The 9085-nt window shown below is 39.6% G+C and carries 9 protein-coding genes and 2 pseudogenes; 3 read left to right on the forward strand and 8 right to left on the reverse strand.

What is annotated here, in order from left to right:
- Nucleotides 1–217 precede the first annotated feature (217 nt).
- Nucleotides 218–1468 carry a LysM peptidoglycan-binding domain-containing protein gene (locus tag ACMZ6U_RS07615; RefSeq protein ID WP_416107620.1) on the reverse strand — a complete coding sequence of 417 codons (1251 nt, stop codon included), beginning with the start codon at nt 1466–1468 and terminating at the stop codon, nt 218–220.
- 221 nt (nt 1469–1689) lie between these two features.
- On the opposite strand from ACMZ6U_RS07615, the gene ACMZ6U_RS07620 reads away from it, so the two are divergent.
- The gene (locus ACMZ6U_RS07620; RefSeq protein WP_416107622.1) at nt 1690–3105 is read left to right on the forward strand and encodes an SH3 domain-containing protein; all 1416 of its coding nucleotides are present in this window, start codon (nt 1690–1692) and stop codon (nt 3103–3105) included.
- A gap of 344 nt (nt 3106–3449) precedes the next feature.
- Here ACMZ6U_RS07620 and ACMZ6U_RS07625 read toward each other — a convergent pair whose 3' ends face one another.
- The 3 genes from ACMZ6U_RS07625 to ACMZ6U_RS07635 form a co-directional block, all read right to left on the reverse strand.
- Nucleotides 3450–4046 (reverse strand): transposase, encoded by a 597-nt coding sequence (locus ACMZ6U_RS07625; RefSeq protein WP_416107624.1) that lies wholly within the window; start codon nt 4044–4046, stop codon nt 3450–3452.
- A 223-nt stretch (nt 4047–4269) separates the two neighbouring features.
- Nucleotides 4270–4680, reverse strand: coding sequence for a transposase (locus ACMZ6U_RS07630; protein ID WP_416107635.1), 411 nt, complete (start codon nt 4678–4680; stop codon nt 4270–4272).
- Nucleotides 4681–4762: 82 nt separating this feature from the next.
- Nucleotides 4763–5026 (reverse strand): transposase, encoded by a 264-nt coding sequence (locus ACMZ6U_RS07635; RefSeq protein ID WP_416107626.1) that lies wholly within the window; start codon nt 5024–5026, stop codon nt 4763–4765.
- A 29-nt stretch (nt 5027–5055) separates the two neighbouring features.
- Between ACMZ6U_RS07635 and ACMZ6U_RS07640 the strand changes: the two are divergent.
- Nucleotides 5056–5466 (forward strand): annotated as a pseudogene (locus tag ACMZ6U_RS07640) (transposase); the annotation flags it as partial.
- A 37-nt stretch (nt 5467–5503) separates the two neighbouring features.
- On the opposite strand, the gene ACMZ6U_RS07645 reads toward ACMZ6U_RS07640, so the two are convergent.
- The 4 genes from ACMZ6U_RS07645 to ACMZ6U_RS07660 form a co-directional block, all read right to left on the reverse strand.
- Nucleotides 5504–5749: a phosphopantetheine-binding protein gene (locus ACMZ6U_RS07645; RefSeq protein WP_416107628.1), complete on the reverse strand. Its 246-nt coding sequence runs from the start codon at nt 5747–5749 to the stop codon at nt 5504–5506.
- A complete protein-coding gene (gene plsX / locus ACMZ6U_RS07650; protein ID WP_416107629.1) occupies nt 5742–6746 on the reverse strand; it encodes a phosphate acyltransferase PlsX in 1005 nt (334 codons plus the stop codon). Before plsX ends, ACMZ6U_RS07645 begins: the two co-directional genes overlap by 8 nt.
- Nucleotides 6747–6854: 108 nt before the next feature.
- On the reverse strand, nt 6855–7610 hold the full coding sequence (gene recO / locus ACMZ6U_RS07655; RefSeq protein ID WP_416107631.1) for a DNA repair protein RecO: 756 nt from the start codon (nt 7608–7610) through the stop codon (nt 6855–6857).
- Nucleotides 7603–8775 carry a pyridoxal phosphate-dependent aminotransferase gene (locus ACMZ6U_RS07660; RefSeq protein WP_416107633.1) on the reverse strand — a complete coding sequence of 391 codons (1173 nt, stop codon included), beginning with the start codon at nt 8773–8775 and terminating at the stop codon, nt 7603–7605. Before ACMZ6U_RS07660 ends, recO begins: the two co-directional genes overlap by 8 nt.
- A gap of 157 nt (nt 8776–8932) precedes the next feature.
- Between ACMZ6U_RS07660 and ACMZ6U_RS07665 the strand changes: the two are divergent.
- Nucleotides 8933–9085, forward strand: a pseudogene (locus tag ACMZ6U_RS07665) (IS5/IS1182 family transposase); the annotation flags it as partial.

Here is a 9085-nt window from a genome sequence, read left to right on the forward strand (position 1 = left end):
TCATATACTACGTTATATCAAAAAAACATCCTCCCAATCCTTCGCATTCTCGTTGATTACTTTTTTCAATCAATTATCCGCAGTTATCAGTCACAAAAAACCACCAGCAAAAGCTAGTGGTTTTCGGAGATTATGAAAAAGTTATTTAGGAATGACTATAGTATAGCAAGGATTGCTTAAAGTTTTCTAAAGGTGATTTCTTTCTAACTTTTCAGATCTACCCATTAAAGGAAACATGTACATGGTCATAATGATTTTCCGTCACGCTGCCACGATCTGGCATTGGATTCCATGTGTAGGCTGGTCCATAAATGCTATCAAACGGTGCGTAGAACTGTTGCTTCCAGATGATGTAAGAAATACCACGACTGGACATATTATTAATAGCATCCTGAGCTACTTGATCACCAAGCGCAGAGCTAACAGGGACCATGAAGTCCACCGCTAGACCTTTACCGTGATCGTCATTTGAGCCCGCACGATAAAGACTAAATGCCGTAATACCATATTTGGCTGCTACTTCTTCTTTATAAGCTGCCACATGTGGCTGAAGACCAGCATTTTCTGGATTTGATGTCGCTTGAGCAGCACTTGTCACTGTTTGAGCTGATGCCTCAGTAACTGGTGTAACAGATGGCGTTGGCGCTTCCGACACTGACTGGCTAGCTGTCGCTGAAACAACTTGTGAAACCGCCTGGCTGACTGTTGCCATTGACTCAGATGTCACCACACTAGCAGACGTTTCTTCCAATACTTGTGAAGAAGCTTCTTCTACAGTTGGCAATTCTGCCGATTCCGAAGTCGCCTGAGTTGATGTTGACATCTCTGAACTTGCTTCCGAACTAACTTCAGATGTCGTAGCTACGCTATCTTGTGTACTGGTAGATGAAACTTGGTTAGCTTCTGATGTCTCAGAGCTTACTTCAAGAGAAGCTGGTGCAGACGTATCTGTGTATTCAGAGCCTGCTGTGCTTACTTCAGAAGTAGACGCTAGACTTGCTTCTGACAAAGCTGTTTCACTACTAACCTCTTCTGCAGGAGCAGTCAAATCCTCCACTTGAACCGTTTGGTCATCAACAACAACTTCATTTTTAGCTAAATCAGCTGAAGCTGTCATCCCTTCTTGATTTTCCTGCACAGCAGGCGTTTCAATTTGAACAGATGTTACCTCATTATGTTGATTAACTCTAGTGGTCAAAACGGTCTCTGGGAAAATCAAATCAATATTAGCAATGTTATTGATATTAGCAAGAACATTCATATCGATCCCCATAGCTTCTGAGATTGTGCTCAAGGTATCACCGTATTGAACAGTATAAGTTGATGTTTCTTTCGCATTGACAATATCTGATTTAATGTCGTCAACGCTACGTGGTGTCCATGGCATTTCTTCAGCTTGTACAGCCAATCCTGACGCCAAAGAGAGAGTTACGGTTGATGCTAAAAGCATTTTCTTTGTGAGTTTCATTTTTAATACTACCTATTTCTTTTTTGATAACTTTATACATCTTAACATAAATTTGAATAAGAAAAAGCAATCAGGAGGCTCTTTAAAGAAACTGTTGTTCTTCTGTAATATTAGACTTGTTCGTCACAATAAATGACTTTGATTGTCATTTTCTGACATTTTTTCAGAAAAATTGTCATTTTAAACGGTGTTTGTCGAATAGATAAGCAGGAGGATATTGAATGACATTTAAATCTAAGTTTACAACCGTAAGTGCACTTGCTTTTGTTTTAACTGGAACAGGACTATCAACTGGACAGTCCATCGCCCAAGCTGCCGTATTAGGAGATAACTATCCCAGCCAATGGAAATATGGTGGGGGAGCTGATCGTTGGGGAATGTACAAACGGCAGTGTACTTCTTTTGTAGCTTTTCGGTTGAGTTCAGTCAATGGATTTACCCTACCCGGTGGTTACGGCAATGCTATTACTTGGGGAGGTGTTGCTAAATCCCAAGGCTACCGTGTCGATATGACTCCTGCAGTTGGATCCGTCGCTTGGTTCGGCAATGGTGTCAATGGAGCAGGTAGTTATGGTCATGTCGCCTGGGTGGCTGAAGTTAATGGCGATATGGTCACGATTGAAGAGTACAATTACAATGCAGGTCAAGGCCCTGAAAAATATTGGAAACGTAGCTTCCATAAGAGCCAAGTGTCTGGTTATATTCATTTTAAAGATTTAGAACCATCTACCAGAACAACCACATCCCCTTCGACTCAACCAACCCCTGCTAATACTAGTACGAAATTAGCATCCCGAGGCGTTTATCATTTCACAGACAGAGCATCTATCAAAAACGTAGCTAAGATCACTGCTACCGAGGTAGCTTATTATGCTAAGGGACAATCCGTTAACTACGATAGCGTCCTTGAAGCAGATGGTTACCAGTGGATCAGCTATATTGCTGGAAGTGGCATGAGACGCTATATCCCGATTAGCCCGTTAGAAAAACCAACGACTACTACCACACCAACTCCTAGTCCGACAACAACCACAGCCACAAAGACACTAGCTTCGAGTGGTACCTATCAATTCACGACACGTTCTGCTATAAAGAATGAACCTAAGCAATCTGCTACAGAAGTAGCCTTCTATGATAAAGGGCAATCCGTTGTTTATGATAAAACACTAGAAGCCGATGGTTACAAGTGGATTAGTTATATCAGTGCTAGCGGTGTCAGACGCTATATCGCTGTTGAACAATTAAACACAACATCAACAGCCGAAGCATCTAAGACAGCTCCTGTCTCTAGCAGCCAACCTACTAGCAATAAAACAACCAATACCATCGCAGTTGGAGATGTTGTCTATTTCTCAGAAGCCTTTAAAGTGACCGCCAACGTGAACGGAGGCCTTATTTCAAGTAGCGATTTAGCTGGAGGGACGCCTACATCACTTAACTATATAGATCCGACTCCCGCTATCGAAACCGACAGAAATGGGAAAAAATCAGGAGATCAGATCCTGTATCCTGGAGACTACTTTACCTTACCAGGACAATATAAGGTTTCAAAAATTGATAAAGCAAGCAACGGTATCTGTATTAAAATTGGTAGCCGAGATACCTGGGTTAATCTATCTAAGGTCAGCAAACAATAATGTTCTGACCCCATGAGTCTTTCAGTTGCCTCATTACTCATACTAATACTCATTTCTAGACACAACTGAAAACTCATAAGAAGAGTCTGAGACAAAAGTCTATCAGTCATTAAAAAATCAGAGATTCACGTTTGATGTGAGTCTCTGATTTTAATATCTTATCCTTCTGGTATTGTATTTCAGTAGGTTATACTCGAAGAAAATCAAAATCTGACTAGAAAAAGCGTCGTAGCTAGAACTAAAGTTCATCAAGGTAAACTTGACAATATCAGATTTTGATTTTCAATGAGTATTATTGGCCATCAGAGCCAATCCCATGTCAATTTTTACTTGATGTTTGCCCTTTAGTTGACAACGTTGTACCCCAAACAAGCCTTTATCTGCCCAAAGACAGGATCCACATCAACTTTACGTTGTGCGAAGATACGACTGCCTTCTTCTGATAAAAGCGCTTGACTCTCTTTTCGCTTTAATTCTTGGTATCTCTGGTTGACATAGAGCCCTTTCTGAGGGGCTAGCTCAAGATAATCCGCCTTGTAAACCCTAATTTCCTGTTCAAATCCAGTAGTTGTTCTGCTGTGTTTAATATAGTCAAAATGATAATCCGAACTATCAGGATGGATGTAGGTATCACTGATGTCATCATAAAGCCAGTTATTTAGATTCTTTGGAGATTGTTTCTGCTTTCTTGTCTGCTCCTTATCAAACATACCATATTTAATCAGGTGGTTAACGCCAAGTTGGTCTAGTAGGGTTAGGTTCTCTTCACTACCATAACCTGCATCTGCGACAACCATTTTAAGATCATGTGGGTAACTATCTAATAGTGGAAGAAGTGTTTTGGTATCGGTTGGATTTGGAAAGATATCATAATGAAGAACAAACTGATTTTCGGTAGCGATTTGAAGATTGTAGCCTGCTTTGAGTTGCCCGTTTCTCATAGGGACTCGCTTTTTCATTTTCAGGCTCGTGAAGAAACAGTCTCTTCCCAGACTGTTTCTCAGACTGAAGACAAACTTCATTTTTGAGGTTTGTCTTTTCTTTTGTTTCTAGAAAAATGGGTTCGGATTGGAAAAATCTTGTAAATAAGGCCATTGAGGGCAAAATAAAAAGGCCTCCCTGCCATCATTTTAACCAGTTTTTTAAGAACCTGTATTCACAAAGTTATAAAGCCCTTAAAAGACGATTAATGTGTGATAGTTTGACAAAAGCAACCTCTGACGATACCGATTTTTCAACATCCTTAGCCAATCTTCGAGAGTGGTTCAACCAAGCAAAAGTTCGCTCAACAACCCAACGTTTGGAAATGATTTGCCAGCTACCCTTAATTTTTTCAGAAATATCTACCGGGCAACCAAACTCCTCCCTTATCATCTCCTCAAAACTTTTCCGGTAGCCAGCATCGGCTGAAAAAGCCTTGATGGTTGGGAATTGTAGCATCACTTTTCGAGCTACTAAAACGCCTGATTTTGTGTCGTGCAAATGAGCTGCATGAACCACCACATCAAGAAGATTTCCCATGGTATCAACAACGATGTGGCGCTTCCTCCCTTTGACTTTCTTACCGTCATCAATCCCACGTTCTCTGCAACATCTGTTGTTTTCACGCTTTGAGAATTAATGATAGCATAGGTTGGAGAGGCTGCTCTACCAGCTTTCAATCGCTTTTTTTTACCAGTTCCGTCAAAATGGTGTCCCACAAGCCGCTCTCCTTAGCACGACGAAAGAAACTCCAGACAGTTGGGTAAGGAGGGAAATCATGAGGGAGCATGCGCCATTGGCAGCCTGTTTTAGTGATATACAAGGTGGCGTTCACAAGTTCTCGTTTAGACCATTTATAGGTGCGGTGTTTGGAGAAATAGGGGTCAAGTTGAGCCCATTCTTGATCGCTTAAATCAGTATCATATGCTTTTCGTGCCATATCTTTAGTTTAACATTTTTTATGAATACAGGTTCTTACCCTTCTCTGAGGAACTGCGCTATTACTATGACCTATATCAACTATTGCTTTTTCACTTTCAAGAGAGACAAGCTAATCACTTTTTTGACTTGATTGAGGAGCATCTGGAAACTGTGAATAAAGAGTTTCAAACAGTTTTCAAAACTTTTTTGAAATATAAGAGCTATATCATCAACGCCTTGGAACTTCCCTATTCTAACGCGAAGCTAGAAGCAACCAACAAACTCATCAAAGATATCAAACGACAAGCTTTTGGGTTTCGGAAGTTTAAAAACTTTAAAACCAAAATTCTCATCGCTTTGAATACTAAAAGGGTCAGGGGAGTGACCCTTTTAGGTTGTCTCTCAAAAACCGGAAAGAGACAAATAGAGAGAACCGGAACGATTCTCTCTAGATGTTAATTATAAGTTACCCACTACAGTTGACGAAGAGCCAAAATTATTTATTAACTTTCTTATCCAAATAAGTCAGTAAATCACTCATCCTAACCATTTGGTCAACATCTTCATCCGGAATATTAATGTTAAACTCATCTTCAAGAGCAATGACAAATTCCGTCAACTCAATCGAATCAACTCCCAAGTCATCCCGTAGACTCATTTCTGGTGTAACCGGTAAATCATCCTCATGTCGTTGCTGACGAATTACTTTTACGACGGTTTCATAGATAGTTTCCTTAGTCATGATTTTCCTCCTTAGTAAATGTTTCGACCAGTTGATTAACAACATCAGTTTCTAACATAGTTCTGATTTGCTTGATAGTATAGTAAATAGCCCTCTCATCACTTGAACCATGAGATTTAACCACAGGTGCTTTTAATCCAAACAGAACAGCCCCACCAGCTGATGAATAATCCATGGTATCTTTCAATTGATACAAACTATCTTTCAAGAATAAGGCACCAATTTTAGCTTTGAAACCACCTGATTTTATTGCAGATTTCAAACTCCCCATAAGATTAATAGCCGTTCCTTCAATCGCTTTAAGAACCGCATTGCCTGTAAAACCATCTGTAACAACCACATCTGCTACACCATTCATCAAATCACGCGCTTCAACATTACCCACAAAGTGAATAGACGCCTCTTGAGTCAACAAATCATATGCTTCCTTATGAAGAGAATCACCCTTAGTTGCCTCTGTTCCATTATTCAAAAGACCGACACGAGGTTTAGCGATTCCACGAACATTCTTAGCATAAAAAGAACCCAAAATAGCATATTGTAGCAAATGAGCCGGTGTATTTTCGGCATTGGCTCCCAAATCCAACATATCAAATCCCTTACCATCTCTAGTTGGTAAAGTAGACATCAGACCAGGACGATCAACACCCTTGATACGACCAACCACAAAAAGACCCGCAGCCAGAAGAGCCCCTGTATTTCCAGCAGACATCATCGCGTGAGCTTCCCTATCCTTAACAGCTCGAGCTGCTAGGACCATTGAAGCATCTTTTTTCCGACGAATAGCCTTAGCCGGCTCATCATCTGAATTTATTTTTTCATTGGTATGAACAATCGTAACACGCTCACTAGCAGTCAGATGCTCACGAATCTTTGCCTCATCGCCATAAAGTTGAATCTCAATATCTGAAAAATCTTGGATAGCACGATTAACACCTTCAACAATCGCCTTAGGCGCATGATCACCACCCATAGCATCAACTGCAATACGTTTCATGATTTCACCTCATTACTTCCTTTTCTTTTGGAAAATAGCAGAGCTTTTACCTGAATGCCTTCTATTATAGCATGTTTTCCATTGATTTTCAGCCTCTCCCACAAAGCCCTATTTCATGATGTCGCCCCACTTAGCCAAATCATCGATAAATTTTTTGCTTTTCAAGTGTAAACCAACATAATCCTCATAAACAGCATCAATAAACTGTCGCAACTTAGCTTTCATATCATCCTTGAGTGAGATACTTCTTAAATCATCAAAAGAGACAGACTGAAAACGATCTAGCAAGAAAGGAACATTGGGGTCAAGGTAAGAACGCTTATCATCCTTGTCATAATGATCCGGACAAAGCAACCCTGAGTAACGAAAAGAAAAATCAAAAGGCAAACCAAAACGATGACAAAATGCACACTCATGAAAGTTTAACTGAACACCAAAGCGCTCCAAAATTTGAATCTCAAAAATTAAGGTTAAAACTTCATAATCTAAACCTTCATCCATTAAGCTTAAGGTTTTTTCTAAAAAAGCAAATAACGGAGCATCTACCTGGTTATCTGGTATCGCTGCATCAGCTAATGCCATAATATAGGTCGCATAAGATAACTTGAATAAATCTTCATTGATAGACTGATAAGTTCTTACTTCTCTAAAATCATCAATATAAGATAGACCATTATCATTTAATTTCAGAAGAAAATCAGCCACTGTTAGTGGCTGAATAATGGCAGTTAATTTAGATTTTCCTGCATGCTTCACAAAAAACATCCGTTTGCCATCAGTTTCAGTAAAAATTTTAACCAATTTATCTGATTCACGAAAATCTCGGTTATATAGGACGATTCCTCTAGCATCCTTACTAATCATTACTTGTCATAAATTCCTTCAAACGTTTCATTGCTTCTTGAATAACCGCCATACTTGCTGCGTAAGAAATACGAAGATATCCTTCCCCATATGGGCCAAAAGCAGTTCCTGGGATTAACGCAACAGCTTTTTCATGAGCTAATTTTTCAAGAAAAGCATAAGAGTCTTTACCATCTTCACCAGGAATTTTTGCCCAAATATAGAAAGCTCCGTCAGGACTGACAACATCAAACCCAAGCTCTGTTAAAGCAGTCACAATAACATCACGACGCTTACGATACTCATCACGCATCGGTAGAGCGTCATCTTTACCATTTGTCAAAGCCTCTAGAGCAGCGTACTGAGTGATAGTTGTTGCTGAAGTTACTAAATACTGATGACTTTTAACTAATTGAGCGCACAATGTCTTATTAGCAAAAATAAAACCTAAACGCCATCCCGTCATCGCATGAGACTTAGAGAGACCATTGATGACAATTGTTTGCTCTGGAAGATACTCTCCAATTGATACATGACCTTCTTCTGTATAAGTAATCTCTGAGTAAACCTCATCCGAAATCACATAGATAGGATACTTGCGAATCACAGCAACTAGAGCTTCGATTTGTTCACGTGTATAAACAACGCCTGTTGGATTGGCTGGGGAATTAAGAACAACAACCTTCAACTTATCTCCTTGCGCAATAATGGCTTCTTCAAGAGCCTCAGGAGTCAAAATAAAGTCCGTTTTAGATGTATCTAATTCAATAAATTCTCCACCGTACATTTTTGTAAGAGCTTCATAGATAGGAAAACCAGGACCAGGAAATAACACACTATCATCTGGCTCTAAAATAGCTGCAAGACTAGCTGAAATGGCTTCAGTAGCACCAATCGTTGTTAAAATTTCCGATTCTGGGTCATAAGTTAAATTGTATTTTTCTTTAACAAAATCAGCTGCTGCTTGACGAAGCTCTAAAAGACCAGCCATTCCAGTATAGTAACTCTTATCTTCATCTATAGCTCTCTTTGCAGCTTCTTTAACATGTTGAGGAGTCGGGAAATCGGGCTCGCCCAAAGTCATTCGAAGCATCCCAGGAATTCCTGAAATGGATTGATCAAATTGACGAATCAAAGAAATCTCCAGCTTATCTAAATTATGATTATAGCGTTGACTAACATCCATTGTTCGACTCCTTTTTGAATATAATACTATCATTATACAAAAAATTCTGAAATATTGCACAGTCTCCAAGAAGAAAAATCGTCATGGGCACCTCTAAAAACTCCCTAAATTTCCCCAAAATGAGATAATAGAATCAAAAGTAATGAGGAGAGCTGTCATGCATTTATTCACAGACGATGAAAAAATCTTGTCAAAACTATCAGAGAAAGGTAATCCCTTAGAACGTTCGGATGCCATTATGGATTGGACTATCTTTCTTCCTTTATTGTCAGAGTTATTCAGTCGTGGCGGTCGTCCTCACCTAGACTAG

The sequence above is a fragment of the Streptococcus pluranimalium genome (assembly GCF_047785745.1).
Classification (GTDB): Bacteria; Bacillota; Bacilli; order Lactobacillales; family Streptococcaceae; genus Streptococcus; species Streptococcus pluranimalium_B.